The 17,599-nt window shown below is 63.4% G+C and carries 11 protein-coding genes and 3 pseudogenes; 2 read left to right on the plus strand and 12 right to left on the minus strand.

The window, feature by feature from the left end; translation table 11 throughout:
* Positions 1–10: 10 nt before the first annotated feature.
* The 6 genes and pseudogenes from G7067_RS09840 to lepA form a co-directional block, all read right to left on the minus strand.
* Complete coding sequence (locus G7067_RS09840) at positions 11–778, minus strand: 16S rRNA (uracil(1498)-N(3))-methyltransferase (protein WP_166323867.1); 768 nt, start codon at positions 776–778, stop codon at positions 11–13.
* Between the two features lie 14 nt (positions 779–792).
* Positions 793–1,892 (minus strand): annotated as a pseudogene (gene dnaJ / locus G7067_RS09845) (molecular chaperone DnaJ).
* A 70-nt stretch (positions 1,893–1,962) separates the two neighbouring features.
* On the minus strand, positions 1,963–2,997 hold the full coding sequence (gene hrcA, locus G7067_RS09850) for a heat-inducible transcriptional repressor HrcA (protein WP_166323869.1): 1,035 nt from the start codon (positions 2,995–2,997) through the stop codon (positions 1,963–1,965).
* A gap of 97 nt (positions 2,998–3,094) precedes the next feature.
* Positions 3,095–4,317, minus strand: a pseudogene (gene hemW, locus G7067_RS09855) (radical SAM family heme chaperone HemW).
* Positions 4,307–4,969 (minus strand): DUF1990 family protein, encoded by a 663-nt coding sequence (locus G7067_RS09860; protein ID WP_244301053.1) that lies wholly within the window; start codon positions 4,967–4,969, stop codon positions 4,307–4,309. Before G7067_RS09860 ends, hemW begins: the two are co-directional and overlap by 11 nt.
* A gap of 38 nt (positions 4,970–5,007) precedes the next feature.
* Positions 5,008–6,861 carry a translation elongation factor 4 gene (gene lepA / locus G7067_RS09865; protein WP_166323873.1) on the minus strand — a complete coding sequence of 618 codons (1,854 nt, stop codon included), beginning with the start codon at positions 6,859–6,861 and terminating at the stop codon, positions 5,008–5,010.
* Between the two features lie 67 nt (positions 6,862–6,928).
* On the opposite strand from lepA, the gene G7067_RS09870 reads away from it, so the two are divergent.
* Both G7067_RS09870 and rpsT read left to right on the plus strand, forming a co-directional pair.
* Positions 6,929–7,348 (plus strand): TetR family transcriptional regulator C-terminal domain-containing protein, encoded by a 420-nt coding sequence (locus G7067_RS09870; RefSeq protein ID WP_166323875.1) that lies wholly within the window; start codon positions 6,929–6,931, stop codon positions 7,346–7,348.
* A 175-nt stretch (positions 7,349–7,523) separates the two neighbouring features.
* Entirely contained in the window at positions 7,524–7,784 is a 261-nt protein-coding gene (gene rpsT, locus G7067_RS09875) for a 30S ribosomal protein S20 (RefSeq protein ID WP_166323877.1), read from the plus strand.
* A gap of 133 nt (positions 7,785–7,917) precedes the next feature.
* Here rpsT and holA read toward each other — a convergent pair whose 3' ends face one another.
* From holA to leuS, 6 genes and pseudogenes are all read right to left on the minus strand, one after another.
* Entirely contained in the window at positions 7,918–8,919 is a 1,002-nt protein-coding gene (gene holA / locus G7067_RS09880; RefSeq protein ID WP_166323879.1) for a DNA polymerase III subunit delta, read from the minus strand.
* Between the two features lie 9 nt (positions 8,920–8,928).
* Positions 8,929–10,014, minus strand: coding sequence for a ComEC/Rec2 family competence protein (locus G7067_RS09885; protein ID WP_244301345.1), 1,086 nt, complete (start codon positions 10,012–10,014; stop codon positions 8,929–8,931).
* 5 nt (positions 10,015–10,019) lie between these two features.
* Entirely contained in the window at positions 10,020–11,444 is a 1,425-nt protein-coding gene (locus tag G7067_RS09890; RefSeq protein ID WP_166323883.1) for a ComEC/Rec2 family competence protein, read from the minus strand.
* Positions 11,441–12,244, minus strand: coding sequence for a ComEA family DNA-binding protein (locus G7067_RS09895; protein WP_244301054.1), 804 nt, complete (start codon positions 12,242–12,244; stop codon positions 11,441–11,443). The genes G7067_RS09890 and G7067_RS09895 overlap by 4 nt, the downstream gene beginning before the upstream one ends.
* Positions 12,245–12,509: 265 nt before the next feature.
* A complete protein-coding gene (locus tag G7067_RS09905; protein ID WP_166323887.1) occupies positions 12,510–14,783 on the minus strand; it encodes an RCC1 domain-containing protein in 2,274 nt (757 codons plus the stop codon).
* A gap of 243 nt (positions 14,784–15,026) precedes the next feature.
* Positions 15,027–17,548: pseudogene (leuS, locus tag G7067_RS09910) on the minus strand (leucine--tRNA ligase).
* Positions 17,549–17,599: the final 51 nt, after the last annotated feature.

Below are 17,599 nucleotides of genomic sequence, written 5' to 3' on the forward strand. Positions count from 1 at the left end.
TGCCGGGCTACTACCAGCGGCCGAGGGCGACGTTGAGAACGGTAAGGGCAGCAGGGCCTGCAGAGGAGGTGCGGAGCACGGTGGTGCCGAGCATCAGCACGTTTGCTCCTGCGGCTTCCAGAGCATCAAGCTCGGCGTCGGAGAGCCCGCCTTCAGGACCAACAAGCAGGTAGACCTCACGTGCGTCAGAAGGAAGCGATGTTCGCGCCCAAGCGCTCAACGCCATCACGCCCCGAGGATGCAACACTAAGACCTCAGCACCATCAGACGCAGCCAGCTCGCACAGGCCGGCGAGGGTGATCGGTTCCTCCACCTCGGGGATTCTCGCGCGTAGCGACTGCTTTGAAGCCTCGCGTGCGATCCTCGCCCACTTTGACACGCCCTTTGCAGCCTTGTCCGTGTCACTCCAGCGCGACACCGATCGCTCAGCCTGCCACGGCACGATGCCATCAACGCCAAACTCCGTCGCCTGCTCGACCGCGCGCTCGTCTCGGTCACCCTTCGCGAGCGCCTGTACGAGCACCACACGGGGTGTGGGCGCTGGGCGCAGGGACACCTGGGCGAGCCGCACTACAAAGGAGTCTTTGGCGACGCTCTCAACACTGCCCTCACCAATCGTTCCGGCACCGTCCCCAACCAGGATCTGCTCGCCTGCACGCAAGCGACTTACTCTCACCGCGTGGCGACCCTCATCCCCCGAAATGGTGACCTGAGCGCCAGCCCGCCACTGTGAAGCATCAGCCGCATTAGCCGCATCAGCGAAGTAGAGATTCGCCACGTCGATCCCGCCCGCTATCCCTGACGGAAGAAGCGGTCGCGGATCTTGCCAAAGAAACTCTGTTGAAACTCGCCCAGGTGAGGGGGCTGATCCTTACGGAGGGCAGCGAACTGGCGCAGAAGATCCTTCTCCCGGTTCGACAGCTTCTCGGGAGTCGCGACCTGCACGGCGATCTTCAGATCCCCGCGCGTCGTGGTGCGCAAGGCCTGGATCCCGCGCCCGCGGATCGTGATGACGTCGCCCGACTGTGTACCCTCTGGAATCTCGACGTTCACATCGCCGTCGAGCGCCCCGACCGTCGCTTCAGTGCCGAGAATCGCGTCGGTCATCGCAAGCTGCATCGTACAGAGCAGATCGTTGCCGTCGCGGCTGAAGATGTCGTGGTGCGTGACCCGGAACTCGATGAAGAGGTCGCCGTTCGGCCCCCGCCTGGCCCGACCTCACCGCCGCCGCGCATCTGCATGCGGGTTCCGGTGTCAATCCCCGAGGGGATATCGACCGGGATCGTGCGCTTCTCGCGCACCCGCCCCTTGCCTGCACACTCGACGCAGGGGTGTTCGATAACGGTGCCGTAGCCGTGGCAGCTGCCGCAGGGATGCATGGTGACAACGTTGCCAAACAGCGAGCGCACCTGGCGCTGCACCTGGCCCTGGCCGTGGCAGACGTCGCAAGTGACGGGCTGGGTGCCGGGCTGGCAGCAGCTGCCCTGGCAGGCGCCGCAGAGCACCGCGGTGTTCACGGTGACGTCGCGCTGCACCCCAAAAATGACCTCTTCGAGGGAAACATCCACGCGGATCATCGCGTCTTCGCCGCGCTCGGAGCGTGACCTGGGGCCGCGTTGGCCGCCCCCAAAACCGCCACCGCCAAAGAACGTCTCGAAAATGTCACCAAAGCCGCCCATATCGGACTGGCCGCCGCCCATGTCGTAGCGCTGCCGCTGTTCGGGATCACTCAATACGTCGTAGGCATGGGTCACACCTTTGAAACGCTCCGAGGCTTCTTCACTCGGATTCACATCGGGGTGCAGTTCGCGCGCAAGCCGGCGATAGGCCTTTTTGATCTCTTCGGGTGTCGCCTCACGGGTCACGCCGAGGGTCTCGTAGTGGTCGGCCACGGATTGTGCTCCTCACAGGGGTAGTGGGTGGTTCTGAAGTGTCAACGTGTGCGAGTCGAGCTTTGCCGGCTCACTGATCCTCGCCAAGAAGCCGATTGAGGTATCTCGCAACCGCGCGCACGGATGCGATGTTACTCGCGTAGTCCATGCGAACCGGGCCGAGCACGCCAAGGCGAGACACCGAGGTGCCCTCAGCCTCGTAGCTGGACGCGATCACAGAGGCTTCGGAAAGCCCGTATGCCTCGTTTTCGCGGCCGATTGACGCGGCGACATCACGCTCATCCTGCACCAGCTCGTCGAAAAGGCGCAGCAGGGTAACCTGCTCCTCAATCGCTTCGAGGACGAGCGGCAGGCTGCCCTCGAAGCCGGGCCGGGAGAGGTTCGCGGCACCGGCGATCGCGATCCGGTCGCTGCGATTGGCCTGCAACTGGGTCGACACCGCCTCGAGTACGCAGCTTACGAGTTCCCCTTCGCCGGGCGGCGCCCAATCGGAGACGGAAGTCTCAAGCTTGACCACTTCTGCCGCGGCTGCGTCGACATCGCGACCGACCACGGCGGCTGCGATCCGCTCGCGAAGCCCCTGCACCCAAGCTTCAGACACGCGGGCGGCGGGGAGTCGCGCCATCTGCTGCTCAACCACCCCGCTGCCGAGAATCAGCACGCACAGGATCCGGTCCTCGGCCACCGCGACCAGATCAAGGTGTCGCACAACGGTTCTTCGCAGGGAGGGATACTGGGCGACAGCGACCTGATTGGTGAGCTGGGACAGCAGACGAACGGTGCGGCTCATTGCGTCGTCGAGGTCAACAGATTCGCCGAGAAAACGCTCGATCGCGGATCGCTGTGCCGCCGAGAGCGGCCTGATCTTCGCGAGCGTGTCAACGTAGAGCCGGTAGCCCTTGTCCGTCGGCACTCGCCCCGAGGAGGTGTGCGGCTGAGCGATCAGCTCGTCTTCTTCGAGGGAGGCCATGTCGTTGCGGATCGTCGCAGCGGAGACGCCAAAACTGTGGCGATCGACGATGCCCTTGGACCCGACGGGTTCGTTCAGAGAAACGTAGTCGCTGACGATGGCGTGCAACACAGCAAGACTTCGCTCAGAAACCACAGCTACCCCTCCGTCCTCATTCCCAAACAAACGCGAGTGCGTTGGCACTCGGCACTACTGAGTGCCAAGTCTAGCGCAGGCTTCCTGGCGGTCCGCTTCAACTCAGCAGACGGTGCACAACCGTGTCGGCGAGCAAGCGGCCTCGAAGCGTCGGCACGATACGTCCCTTGATCGCGGCGCGACCGTCAATGAGCTCGTCGGCAACGAGATCCGGGATCGCCCGCCGCTCTTCGGCCGTGAGCACCTCGGTCGGCAGCCCGGAGAAGATCCGCGTCTCGAGCAGCACGCGTTCGTCACGGATCGCCTGCGGACTCAGGATCTCGCGCGCCTGCGCGGGCGAGACGCCCCGGGCGATCCGCTCGGCGTAGGGACCCGGGTGCTTCACGTTCCACCAGCGCACCCCACCAATATGGCTATGGGCGCCCGGGCCTGCTGCCCACCAGTCCTCGCCGGTCCAGTAGGCGAGATTGTGGCGCGAACGAGTCTCGGGCGAACGCGACCAGTTACTGATTTCGTACCAGCTGAAGCCCGCCTCCACGAAGCGGGCATCGGCGAACTCGTACATCTCGGCGTGGAGATCCTCGTCGGGGCGGGCACGGTGCCGCGGCGGATCTGCGCCGCAAGTTTGGTGCCCTGTTCGACAATCAGCGCGTACGCAGAAATGTGATCGGGATCGGTGGCGAGCGCCGCCTCGACCGAGCGTTCCCAGTCGGCGAGGCTCTCCCCCGGCGTGCCATAGATCAGATCCACACTCACCTGCAGGCCCGCGTTCTTCGCCCAGCGCGTCACCAGCGGGACCCGCTCGGGCGAGTGGGTCCGATCCAGAGTCTTCAAGACGTGCGGCACCGCAGACTGCATACCGAAACTCACCCTGGTGAAGCCCGCCTCCGCGAGCGTGTGCAGGTAGGCTTCGTCGACGGAATCAGGGTTCGCCTCGGTCGTTACTTCAGCGCCTTCCGCGAGCGGCCACTCGCGCGTGATGCTGCCGAGCATTGCCACCAGATCGCTGGCCGGCAGCAGCGTGGGGGTGCCGCCACCAAAGAAGACGGTCGACACCGGGCGCTCGGCAACACCGGCGCGCCGAAGTGTCTGGCCCGCGAAGTGGAGCTCCTGGCACACCTGGCCTGCGTAGTCGTGCTGGCTTGTGCCGCCCAACTCGCTGGCGGTGTAGGTGTTGAAGTCGCAGTAGCCGCAGCGCACCCGACAGTATGGGACGTGAACGTAGACACCGAAGCGGCGATCCTGTGATCCTGCGGCCACGCTCTCGGGGAGCGAGCCGTCAGCGGGAGCTGCCTCACCGTCTGGAAGGCTACTCGCCACCAGAACCGGTGCTTTCGCTGGCGTTCGACTCGCGAGCGTCTGTTACCACCGCACCGCCGGGAGCAAGTGCGCGGATCTGCGCTCTGACCGACTCAATCGCGTCTTTGGTGGTTGCGCGGGCTTTCAACCCGAGGAGTCCATTCTTCGGCGCGGTGAGGAAGCCGCGCGCAACAGCCCATACGGTGCCGTCATCGCGAAATTCGACGGTGAACCGCTGCTCGCCAACCACGCCGGCATCGTCCTGGGTGCCCCAAGCAAAGCCGACAACACGCTCTTGATTGATCGTGTACACGACCAGGATCCGGCGCTCAGTTCCGTCAGCACTGCGCAGCGTCGCCGAGGATCCCGCGACCAGATACGGCTCGCCGTCGGGGCCAAACTGTTCCTCGCGCTCGCCCACCGAGAGTGGCCGGCCCTGGTCATCAAACTCAGGGCCGAGGTAGGTGTCATTCGGGCCCCGCTCGATGTCAACGACCGCGAGCCCGGCACCGCGCTGCGCACCCCAGGTCATCAGCAGGCTTGAGGCCGCGATGAAACGGTCTTGGCCGCTGCCGAGCTGCAGGGTCTCCTCGTAGGGAGTGCTGCCTTCAGGGGGAAAGCGCAACAGATCTGCAAACTTCGATGCGCCCACCGCGGCATAGCTGGCGGGCATTTCCTGGTGGCTTGTTCGTCGACTACCGCCCTGTTCACTCACTTCTTAGCCGCGTCTTTACCCTCGACATCCCCCGAGAGGGCGGCGATAAAGGCTTCCTGTGGCACCTCGACTCGGCCAACCATTTTCATACGCTTCTTGCCTTCCTTCTGCTTTTCGAGCAGCTTGCGCTTTCGGCTAATGTCGCCGCCATAGCACTTCGCTAGCACGTCTTTGCGGATCGCGCGGATGTTCTCGCGCGCGATGATCCGCGATCCAATTGCCGCCTGGATAGGCACTTCGAACTGCTGCCGCGGAATCAACTTGCGCAACCGCTCGGTCATCATGGTTCCGTAGCCGTAGGCATTGTCGCGGTGCACGATCGCGCTGAAGGCGTCAACCTGCTCGCCCTGCAACAGAATGTCTACCTTCACCAAATCCGCTTCTTGCTCTCCCATCGGCTCGTAGTCAAGGCTCGCGTAGCCCTGGGTGCGACTCTTCAGATGGTCAAAGAAGTCAAAAACGATCTCACCGAGCGGCATGCTGTAGCGCAGCTCGACCCGCTCGCCAAGGTACTCCATGCCCATCAGACTGCCACGGCGGGACTGACACAGTTCCATAATGGTGCCCACGTAGTCCTTGGGGGCGAGGATCGCAACGCGCACAATGGGTTCGCGTACGCTCGCGATCTTGCCCGACGGATACTCCGAAGGATTCGTGACGGTAATCTCTTTTTTGTCTTCAGTCGTCACCTGATACACCACACTGGGTGCGGTTGCGATCAGATCCAGATCGAATTCTCGCCGCAACCGCTCCGAAATGATCTCAAGGTGCAACAGGCCTAAGAAGCCACAGCGGAAGCCAAAGCCGAGCGCAACAGAAGTCTCTGGCTCATACTGCAGGGCGGCATCAGAGAGCTTGAGTTTGTCAAGAGCCTCGCGAAGAACCGGATAATCTGAGCCGTCGATCGGGTACAGGCCTGAGAAGACCATCGGCTTAGGATCGGTATAGCCAGGCAGCGCTTCGCTCGCAGGCTTCAGCTTTGTCGTGACGGTGTCACCGACCTTGGACTGCCGGACGTCTTTCACGCCCGTGATGAGGTAGCCAACCTCACCCACCGCGAGCCCCTTGGCTGCGACGGGTTCCGGAGATGATACGCCGATCTCTAGCGCTTCGTGTTCCGCGTGCGTCGACATCATCAGGATCTTCTCGCGCGGCGTCAGTCGTCCGTCGATCATACGAACGTAGGTCACAACACCACGGTAGGGGTCGTAGACAGAATCGAAGATCATGGCTCGCGCAGGCGCATCAGCGTCGCCGGTCGGAGCGGGCACTCGTTCGACGACTCTATCGAGCAGTTCCTCGACACCCATGCCCGTTTTGCCGGAGACTTTCAGAATGTCTTGCGCATTGCCACCGATGAGATCGGCGATCTCCTGCGACACCCGCTCCGGGTCAGCAGCAGGCAAGTCAATCTTGTTTAAGACAGGGATGATCTCGAGGTCGTTTTCCATCGCGAGATACAGGTTCGCGAGTGTCTGGGCCTCGATCCCCTGAGCGGCATCCACCAACAGAATGGCTCCCTCGCAGGCCGCGAGCGAGCGAGATACCTCGTAGCTGAAATCGACGTGACCGGGGGTATCGATCATGTTCAGCGCATAGGACCGCCCTTCGAATTCCCACGCCATCCGCACCGCCTGCGACTTGATCGTGATGCCACGCTCACGCTCGATGTCCATACGGTCGAGGTACTGCGCACGCATCTCCCGATCCGGCACAGAACCAGTAATCTGCAGCATGCGATCGGCAAGGGTCGACTTACCGTGATCGATGTGGGCGATGATGCAAAAGTTGCGGATCCTCTCGGGGTCAGTTGACGCCGGGATCTGTGGGTTTACGCTGCGTGGAGACATTGCCAGCCATTATCTCACTACTTCACTGAGCGCAGAAGTTAGGCGCTCCGTGCGGGAAGCTTGCGCAATGACCCGCTATGTCGCGGGCGTCATTCTCGGCGCCCGGGTCGACGAACTCAACGCACTCGTCAAGCGCGGCGGATCCCCGACACCATCTGAACTCCTCGAGGCGGTACTGACGGGGGCCATCAACCAACCGGTGCTCTTCGCCGTCGTCATGCAGATGTGGAGCGAATCAATCACGGATCCCGCTCTTGGAGAGGTTGTTCAAGGCCTACTCGGGCAGATGCGCGCGGCAATGCGCGACGCCGTGACCCCTTGGGCGCGTCAACAGACTCCCTCCGAAGAGCAGGCCACTCAACTCGCCGATCGCACTTCCTTTATCCTCGTCGCACTCGCGCAGGGGTTCATTACTCACACGGCGATGCAAGGACCGCTCTCCCCTGCCGAGTACATCAGTGGACTGCGCCATCTTGAGCGCCCCTAAGCCGCAACATGACCCAGAAAATGACGCACCCCTACTGCGCGCATTGCCAGGCCAAATCTGCTAAAGTTGGTTCTTGGCTTGCGTGTGGTTCACACCACACACCCCGCAAGGTGCCCTCTACCCGCCGCGCGGAACATCCCGTAACTACGTAATGACCTTAAGGACACAACCCAACGTGGCAAACATTAAGTCGCAGATCAAGCGCATCAAGACCAACCAGAAGGCTACCGAGCGTAACCGCGCCTACAAGAGCGAGCTCCGCACCGTCGTGCGCGCGACTCGCGAGGCGATTGCCGCTGGTGACAAGGCTGAGGCAGAAGCAAAATTGAAGCTGGCGACCCGCAAGCTCGACAAGGCCGTTTCGAAGGGTGTCATCCACAAGAACCAGGCTGCGAACCGCAAGTCGAAGATCGCTGCAAAGGTTGCAGCTCTCTAAGACTGCTGCTTTGGCTTTCAAAGTGCCCCCGTTCTGCGGACCGGGGGCACTTTTGCGTTACCCCATCACCGTTCGCTTCGGCAGCGAGGATCCGCGACTGCACGCAGGATGACGAAGGGTGCGCGCCCCAACTCTAGCGGCCGCGGCGAGCAACGAAGAGCAGGTACTTCTCGAGGGCATACTCGGGATCGCGGCTGCCGCCTTTGAGGAGCCACTCGGTCTCGGCGGCCAGATCCATGCACCTCGCGAGATCCTCTTCACGCCAGGCGCGAGCATCCTTCACGGCACGATCGGCCTGCCAGGGAGCCATCCCGAGATCTTTCGCGAGTTGACCTCCGCTGCCGGTCGCACCAAACGCGCGGGCGATCCCCCGCATTTTAAAATTCAGTGCCGCAAGCATCGGAATGGGGTCGATGCCCGTCGAGAATGCCTGCCTGAGGAGCACAAGGGCCTCTGCTGCGCGCCCCGCTGTCGCGGCGTCGGCGACCTTGAACGCGTTCGTTTCGACCCTGCCCTCCGTCGCGCGATTGACGTGTTCTTCGGTGATCTTGGTACCGAGGTCAGACACCAGTTGCCCGCACGCCCCAGCAAGTTCGCCGATACTCCCCGAATAGGCGGCCACGAGCATTCGAAGCGCACCAGGGGCGATCTGTGCGCCCAAGCGGGCGAACTCGGCCTGCGCAAACGCGAGACGATCCTGGTCCTTCTTCACCTCGGCGCACACAAACTCGACGCCGTTGCCCCCGCGCACCAGGTCAAGGAGTGCTTTGCCACGCACACCGCCACCGTGCCGCAGCACCAGCGTCGTGTCTTCTGCCGGCTCCACCACGTATCGCTTCGCATCTTCCAGGAACGCGTCGGAGCACTTCTCGACGCTGTCGACCCGGATCAGGCGTGGTTCAGCAAACAACGAGGGACTCGCGAGCGTGAACAGCTCACCAGCGGTGTAGGAGGCCGCGTCGATGTCGTGTACTTCAAGATCGGCGCGTTCCGCCTTCAGTGCGTCGCGGATGGCCTGGCCCGCGCGGTCGGCAAGAAAGGCCTCGGGCCCGGAGATGAGAACGACCGGCGCGGGCTGCGCCTCCGTCCAGCTCAGCTGCGGGATCTTGGTCTTGGTGCTTCGTGCGGTTGCCACGCATTAACCCTACTCGGTGGCACCGACATCGCTCCCGCTACGCGCGGGAAGATCACGCAGCTCTTCGCGTCCTTGCTCCCCCGTTTCTTCGGGTGCGCGCACACTCCAGGCATGGATTTCCCCCGCGACCTTGCGGAGCGCAATCGATCCGAGTTCGTCGGTCCGTAACGCGATGATGCCCGCATCGCGCATTGCCGTGAGCACAACCTCGTTTGGGTGTCCATACCGGTTCTCCGCCCCCACAGACACCAGCCCAAACCTTGCTGCGGTTGCAGCGAGCAGGCGCGAGTCCTGGTTTCTTGAGCCGTGATGTGCAACTTTTACGATGTCAGCGCGGAGACCCACACCGCGCGCCAGGAGTGCTCGGTGTTCGTTTTCGCCGGTGTCCGCAAGAAGAAGGGTGGTGAGGCCGCCCGCGCTCGCGAGCAGCACGAGGCTGGTCGCGTTCTCGTCCGTGACGACGCGCCCGGGCTCGGGCGCAAGAATCTCCCACCGCACCCCGGGGTCGTCGCTTCGCATCCCCTCAACGCCCACTCGGTACGGCACACCATATTCTTCAAGTTCTTGCAGCAGCGGCCGCGGTGAAGCGCCTGCGACGCCCTCGCTGCCAGGAATATACTCCGCGACCGGAGGTGACACCAGCGCAGCCTCCGTGATCGCGGCTACCGCGCTGAGCGCCCCGACGTGGTCCTGGTCGTCGTGCGTCAGCACTAAGAGCCGAATGCGGTGAACGCCGAAGCGGGCCAGACAGTCCTCGATGAGTTCGGGGCTGTCTCCCGTGTCAACCAGAATCGTGCTGTTGGGGACACCCGGTTCTCGCAGCAGTATCGCGTCGCCCTGGTGGACGTCGCATGCGACAACCGCCCAGTCACCGGGCACGCTCGCCCGCTGCGTCAGCGGAGACACGAGCGTCACCCCGGCGAAGATGCCGCAGGCCGCGCACAACAGGACCGCCACCGCGCCCCGCACTGCACGGGGCACACGCGGAGACTCACCGTTCTCAACCCAGGGAACCCTCCCGCGTACGCGCGCGGTTCCCGGCCACGGAAGACGCCCGGTGTGCAACGCCCAGGCGAGGATCGGAAGCACCTGCACAAGCGTCAACAGAGCCGCCCCGACCAGCCTTCCGGCCAGATCCAGCGGGCAAACGGGAGTTGTGCGCAGATCTCCGCGGTGGCAGCAACCCATCGTGCCGAAACCGCAGCAACGTGCAGGATCAGTGTTCCCAGCGACTCAGCGACGGGCAGTAACAACATGGCGAGAAGACCAAGCCCCGTGCCCAGGGGTGCCGCGGGGGCCGCGAGCACATTCGCTAAGATGCCCGCGGCGGGGATCCCTGGCTGTAACAGCAACAACAGTGGACCACACGCGATCTGCGCCGCAAGCGCCATCGCGATGGGCACCGCCAACACCCGCGGTATGTGCAATCGCTTCTGCAGGCCAGCGCTCAGCGCGGGGACCCCCAACAGAATCCCCGCAGTGGCCGCGACCGAAAGCCCGAACCCGGGATGCAGCGCCTGCCACGGATCGAGCGCGAGCAACAGCAGGATCGCGACCGCCAGGCTCGGAAGCGCCTGCGAACGCTTGCCACCGTAGCCGGAGATCAGCACGACGGCGGCCATCACCGCGGCTCGCTGCACACTCGGGTCTGGCCCAACAACATAGACAAAGCACGTGAGAGCAGCGGCGGCGAGGATCCGCCGCACCCGTCTTCCCGCGCCCAACCGCGAGCTCACCCACATGATCGAACTTGTCACGAGCGCGCAGTTCGCGCCTGACACCGCGGTGAGATGTGTAAGGGAGCTTTCGAGCATCGCGTTCTGGAGATGCTCGTCAACGAGGGAGGTATCTCCGACGGCAAAGCCAGGCAACAAAGTGGCTCCGGGCAGCTTGCTCGTCGCTTCACGCAGCCCCAGCCGCAGTTCGCTCGCGACCACCCCGGCGCCCGCCGCAAGTGACCACGCACCGCGGGGTGCCGCGGGCACCGCCGCGTCACTGTCGGCCACCGTAACACCATACGCGGCAGCCGATCCCGCCTCGAGCCGCTCAGGGCGGCCACTCAGTTCCAGGCGTGATCCCGGAACCCAGCGGGCATCCGTCTCACCGTCCACCCACAGCAGCACTGGGATATCGCCTCTCGGCGCATGCACCGTCGCCCGGACCCAGAAGCGTTCACCGAACCCGCCCTGCGTTTCCGCCGCAAATGTCACAATGGTCACCTGCATCCCGAGATCCGCACGCCGCACCGCAGCTTCTTCGAGCATCGGATCCGCACGCTGCCACTCACCCGCGTTGATGGTGGCCCCCAACACGACCAGTGCCGCACAGCTCAGCGCGAGCAGTCGCCAAGCTGCGCGATTTCTGCCGCGCTGAAGGGCGAATGCGAGTGCGAGTACCCCGCAGCTTACGCTCGCGACACACACCCACCACCCGGTGCCGGGCTGGGTCACCGCCCATGCCGTTATTGCCCAAGCGAGGAGCGCGGGAGCTAGCAGCCGCCAGCGCCCAGGCGGCGGCCGACTCACACCGTCACCCGATCCCGCAGGTTCTCCAAAATCTTCGCCCCAACACCGGAGACCTCAAGGAGCTGCTCGACACTCGAGAAGGCGCCGTTCGTCTGCCGCCAGTCCACAATGCGCTGGGCAAGTGCCGGGCCAATTCTCGGCAGCGTTTCCAACTGTGCAGCGTCCGCCGAGTTCAGGTTAACGAGGCCGCCCTGGGTGGCGGAACCGCCACTCGTCACACCTCCGCCCTCTACAGCCGCGGAAGCCCGTTGCGCGGCCGCTTGCTCCGCATCGGGCACCAGAAGCTGCTCACCGTCGACCACCACCCTCGCTAGATTGACGCCGGCCAGTGCCGCCTCTGGCGTGGCTCCGCCCGCTGCCTCAATGGCTTCGGAAGCGCGGGCGCCAGCGTTCAGCTCAACAACCCCTGGATTCAGCACTTCTCCAACGACGTGCACAAATACAACGGTGTCGGCGGGGGGCTCATTTTCGCCGGAAGGCGTACCGGGCGCAGCAGCCTCTGCGGCCCCATCGTGAGCAGCCGCCGAGGTCGTGTCGATCCCCGCACCGCTCTGGAGCATCGTCATGATGATCGCGATCACCACCGCAACCACAAACACCGCAGCTCCGGCGACCGCGGGCACCGAGACCGAACGGGTGATTCGCTGTCGAAGTGTCTGCTCTGGCCGCCATTCGAGCGCCTCGGGTTGTGCGGAGGGCCCGCTTTCAACGGTGGCGCGTTCATGCCACGCACCCCGCCTGAGTACCGCCTCAGAACTCAGCGGAGGATCTGATCCGCGTGGCGTCTGTTCCGACGACACATCGCTATCATCAGAATTGAGATGCCGTGGGCCGGCCCCATCGTTGAGGGGGCTGCGTGTTCGATTGGGTGAGAGTTGAGGTTTCATGCACACACGATAGGACGGGAAACCCGCTTACGGAGGCCTGTCACCGCATCTGTGCATAACCCGTCAGAATCGTGGGCCACAACGCGCCTGTGAACGAGGGTTGCTCACCCTCCGCACAGGACAACTGTTCGGGCGCTCACTCGTCGAGAGTGAACGCCCGAACACCCTGTTCGTTCAGTTATGCGCGTCGACGCCGCAGCACCAGCATCGCACCGCCGAGCAGTGCGAGCCCAGCGAACCCTCCGATGAAAAGCATCGACTCAGCACCGGTCGTGGCGAGACCGCCTGCACTCGCGGGTGAAACCTTCGCTCCCGGCACAACGTCTTCGCCCGGCGCTGGCTTTGTGGCTGGCTTCGTGTCGGGCACCGGCGACGTCGGCCCGGGCCCCGGCGCAACGGCGACAGGGAGGAACTTCACCGATGCGGATCCTTCGAGATTCGTCACGTCAAAGGTCACAACTGCTTCGCCCTCCTGAACTGAGGTCAGCGTGGAGGTGTACGTTCCGTCCTGGTTATCGACGAGAGGATCCACAGTTCCGAGCGAGGCGCTCAGCTCGACGTCTTCCCCGGCAAGGGGATTGTCGAACTCGTCAAACACAGACACGGTCACGATGACGGGGTCAGCACCGTCCGCTAGCGCGGCGTCAGTCGATGTCGCGATGGTCGCAGCCTTCGCAGCGCCCGCGACAACACGGACCACCGTGGGTGCCGTCACCACATTCGTTTCTGTTTCAGTACCGAGCGCGTTCACCATGACTGCGCGGTAGCAGTAGAGGCCCGCCGTCGTCGGAGACGTTATCGCCAGTTCCGAGTCAGTCCGGCCCAGGTCACTTGCGGTCGTGGCGGTCGTGGTGTTCTCAACCGCCGGATCCGCGATGTCTGTCCACACGGTCGATGGATCAACGCAGCTGTCGTCAATGGCAATGGCGGACTGCCATACGATCTGAGGCGCCTCATCGCCAGATCCTGAAGCGGTGAGTACCACTCGCTCGGCGGGGCCCGACGTCATCGCAGCTACAGGATCAGCAACAACGGCGGGCGAAGTGCCATAGGTGAAGGTCCCCACCTGGACACCGCGCACGGTGACAGGGTAGGTGCCGCTGACCGCCTGCGCGGGTACCGCAAAGGAAAGGTCACCGTTCGGCAGCAAGCGAACGTTACTCGCCTCGACTTCCCCCACCAACACACGCGGCTGATCGAGACCGAGGGGCGCCGGCGAGAGAATCGGTGAGGTTGAGGTTGCACCGGTTCCCATTTGACCGTAGTAGTTAATGCCCCAGCCGTACGCCTCGCCCGTCGTCGCTACCGCGAGCGGAGACATGTTTCCGTTGGCGATGAGCGAGAACTTCTTGGAAGTATTGACCTTGGTCGGCTCAGACTGATCACTCGTTGACCCGGTGCCGAGGCGACCGCTATCTCCGAAGCCCCAGCTGTACGCGGTGCCGTCCTCAGCGAGCGCGGTAAACGCGTACACGTAGCTTGCGATCTGGGTGGCGCGCTTCCCAGCAGGCAGCTGAACCACGCCGGGCTGTTCGCTCGTTGCACTTGGCACCGGACGCCCCAGCTCACCGTAAACAGCCTGCCCCCAGGAGTAGATCTCGCCATTTGAGGTGACGCCGGCTGCTGCACCAATGGCCCCGACGATCTGGATAAAGTCAGGTGCGTCAGCCCACAGCTGTGGGGTGTCGAGTTGAACTCCCTGCCCATTGGTCGATTTGTCGCCCCATGACCAGAAATTGCCGTCAACGTCCTTTACAAACACGGCGTGCGACTCGCCTGCCTCGAAGATCTGTGCAATCTTCGGCAGTCCGTCGACTTTGGTCGGCACCGTTCTCCTGTCGACCCGCAGGCCAGATCCCAAAGCCCCAGTATTGGAATAGCCCCAGGTGTAGACGTCGCCGTCAGTCGAAAGGGCAATGCCCACTCGCGTAATGGCTGCGGAGGCAAGGGTGACGCCCTCTGGGAGAGGCAGAGGGACCGGGGTGAAGCGAGCGGTCGTTGTGCCATCACCGATCTGGTTGGAGTTGTTGGCTCCCCAGACCCAGGCTTTGCTGTCAACATCGATGCCGATGCCGCCACACCCTGGGCCGATGGAAACGGATTTGAAGCGGTGATCCCCTGCAAGCGGGGCGGGTCGCAACGATGTGAAGACGCTGTCTCCCTGACCGACTCCCGCGCCGCTCCCCCAGGTGTACACAGTTCCGTCTTGGGTCATCCCCAAGGACGCTGTGCCACAGGAAGCCATCGAAGTGAAGGCGAGCTGCTGCGTCGGGATCGTCAGCGTGGTCCCACCGAGTGTGGAGCCAGAACCGAGAGACACCTCTGTCGCAACTGTCGACTCAACTTCTGCGTGTGCCGCGGAAATGCCAACAGTGGCTGATGCAAGCACCAGAGAAACGGACAACAGTGATCCGGCAGCACGCCGGACAGCATCAGAATAGACGCGAGTCATGATCCCCCAAGGATGTAAAACTAGACAAATCAACGCCTACACACCAATTAGCAAGTAGGCAACAGTGAGATATCGTACCTTCTTCGCGGTGAAAATTGATGCAAGGGGATGCAATTCACAGGAAATCGAGTAAATGGACACACCAAACAGCTACATGGGCGACGATCGTTGCCGAATTGGACCCTTTACACGACATGGTGCCGGGTCGTTCATTCACGACCCGGCACTCGCTTATCTCCCCCGCTAAGCAGGCTTTGTCGCGATACTCACGATCTTTGGCACGCGCACCACGACGTTGACAACCTGGCGGTCACCGATCGCGCGCGTCACCGCAGCAGAGGCGCGCGCTGCGGCCTCAGCCTCAGCCTCAGACACCGTCGCAGGCAGCACAAGGCGATCCCGCACCTTGCCGTCGACCTGCACCACCATCGTGACCTCGTCTTCGACCAGCAGCGCCGGATCCGCACTCGGCCATTCGACGAGCGCCACCGTGGGCTCGTGCCCAAGCTTTGCCCACATGTCCTCCGCGGCATAGGGAGCGAACAGTGACAGAATCACGGCTATCGCCTCTGCGGATTCCCGCACCGCGGGATCCGCCGCACCGACACCGGCGTCAATCGTTTTGCGGGTCACATTGACCTGATCCATCAGACGAGCAACGACCACGTTGAACTTGTAGGACTCGATGAGTCCCGGCGCATCCGCGAGCAGCTTATGCGTGTGCTTGCGCAGGGTCTTCTCCCAGTCGCAAAGTCCACGCCGGGCTGCGAGCCGGTCGCCTGCACATCGTCCGCGATCCGCCACGCGCGCGCCAAGAACTTCGCCGAGCCCTGCACTGAAACATCCGCCCAGTCGATGTCGTCCTCGGGCGGACCAGCAAACGCCAACGTCACCCGCAGCGCGTCGGCACCGTGCGCTTCAAGTTCCGAAGCGAACTCGACGAGGTTGCCCTTCGACTTTGACATCTTTGCGCCATCGAGCAGCACCATGCCCTGATTCAACATCTCCATAAAGGGCTCGTCGAAATCGATGTAGCCGAGATCGTGCATCACCTTCGTAATGAAGCGGGAGTACAGCAGGTGCAGAATCGCGTGCTCCACACCGCCAACATACTGATCGACGGGCGCCCACTTCTTGGCCGCCGCTGGATCGAAGGGCTGCGAGTCGTCCTGCGCAGACAGGAACCGGAAGAAGTACCAGGAGCTGTCGACGAAGGTGTCCATCGTGTCGGGATCACGCCGCAGCGTTGCCCCGGTCGTGGGGTCCGTGACGCTCGACCACTCCTCCGCACCGCCCAACGGCGAAGTACCCTTCGGCTTCAGGTCAAGCCCCGCGGAAGAGGGCAACTCAACCGGCAATTCACTCTCCGCTACCGGCTGCATGGAGCCATCTTCTCCGTGCAGAATCGGGATCGGTGTGCCCCAGTAGCGTTGACGAGAAATCAGCCAATCCCGCAGCCGGTACGTCGTGGCAGCACGGCCGGTGCCGCGGGCTTCAAGCACCTCGATGGCCTTCGCGATCGCGGCGGCCTTATCGAGACCATCGAGCTCACCCGAGTTCACGAGGGTACCGTCACCGGTGGTCGCGACGCCGCTGACCGCCGGATCCGGGAGCGGCGCACCATCGGCGTCACGAACATCAAGCACGGCGCGAACCGGCAGCTCAAAGGTCCGCGCGAAGTCGAGGTCACGCTGATCGTGCGCTGGCACCGCCATGATCGCGCCGTGCCCATAGTCGGCGAGGACGTAGTCGGATGCCCAAACGGGAATGCGCTCGCCGTTGACCGGATTGACCGCGAAGTGATCGAGGAAGACACCAGTCTTTTCACGATCAGCGTTCTGCCGCTCAATCTCGGTCTGCTTCTGCGTCTGCTCCAAATATGCCTGGTACTGCATGCGAACCTCAGGCGAGGCACCGGACGCCAGCTCGGCGGCAAGATCGGAATCGGGAGCGACCACCATGAACGTCGCGCCGTGCAGCGTGTCGGGGCGCGTCGTGAACACGGGAACCTTCGCGTCGCGTCCCTCGATCTCAAACTCGACCTCGGCACCGCGCGAGCGCCCGATCCAGTTGCGCTGCATGTTCAGGACCTTGCTCGGCCACTTGCCCTCAAGCTGATCGAGATCCTCAAGCAGACGATCGGCGTAATCCGTGATGCGGAAGTACCACTGCGTCAGCTTCTTCTTCACGACGATTGCGCCCGAACGCTCTGACGTACCGTCTGCAAGCACCTGCTCGTTCGCGAGCACCGTCTGATCCACCGGATCCCAGTTCACCCAGCTCGCCTTGCGGTAGGCCAGCCCCTTCTCGTACATCTTCAGGAAGATCCACTGGTTCCACTTGTAGTACTCGGGGTCGCTCGTGTGCAGCACGCGGCTCCAGTCAAAGGAGGGCGCGTACACACGGAACGACGCCTTCTGCTGCGCGATATTCGCGTAGGTCCACTCGCGCGGATCGACGCCGCGTTTGATCGCCGCGTTCTCGGCGGGAAGCCCGAAGGAGTCCCAGCCAATCGGGTGCAGCACGTCGTAGCCACGGCCACGCCAGTAGCGCGCGAGCACGTCACCGAAACAGAACGCCTCGGCGTGCCCCATGTGCAGGTCGCCCGACGGGTAAGGGAACATGTCGAGCACGTACTTCGTCGGCTTGGTGGTGTCAGCATCGGTCACCTCAAAAGGCTTCAGCTCATCCCACACGGGAAGCCAGCGATCCTGAATCGCCTGAAAGTTGTAGCCTTCGGACTCGCGCCCCTGCTGCTCAGTCACACACACCTCGTTTACTTCGGGATCGTGCCGCTCGCGCGGTCACGCACAGAT

It is taken from the genome of Leucobacter insecticola, from assembly GCF_011382965.1.
GTDB classification, from domain to species: Bacteria; Actinomycetota; Actinomycetes; order Actinomycetales; family Microbacteriaceae; genus Leucobacter; species Leucobacter insecticola.